Annotated in this window: 1 protein-coding gene; it reads left to right on the forward strand. The window is 32.5% G+C overall.

All coding sequences use genetic code 11. The features are described from left to right. Positions 1–21: 21 nt before the first annotated feature. The coding region (locus KH893_RS12685) for a hypothetical protein (RefSeq protein WP_281166384.1) at positions 22–406 on the forward strand (385 nt) is incomplete at its 3' end.

Consider the following 406-nt stretch of genomic DNA (forward strand, 5'->3'; position numbering starts at 1 on the left):
TATTCAAATTATCAGACAATCATGATTAAACCACTAATTGCCAAGAGCACTTCGGCAAAAAAAGATATGTGGATTGTCCGTCAAGAGACAAAACTATTCAAAAAACTTTTTAAGGATAACGGTTTGATAATTTCCAAGCCCGATAACAATGCATTTATTAAGGCTTATCACGATCCGTCGTCCAATCATTTCGATTATTTTGAAAATGAAAATATGGCCGAGGTTTCGCCTGAATATTTACATTCTTTCCCAATATATAGACATAATGGAAAAAGAATTTTGGTGAAGGATAGTGAAAAAGACATGATTGTTTTAGTTCCTGTCACTGAAAAGAAGAATATCAAAACAATCAAAAAGAATATTAAGAGTGATAATTATGCCCAAAACTGGGAAGAATCCGATGAAG

The organism is Liquorilactobacillus sicerae, from assembly GCF_029916425.1.
Taxonomy (GTDB): domain Bacteria; phylum Bacillota; class Bacilli; order Lactobacillales; family Lactobacillaceae; genus Liquorilactobacillus; species Liquorilactobacillus sicerae.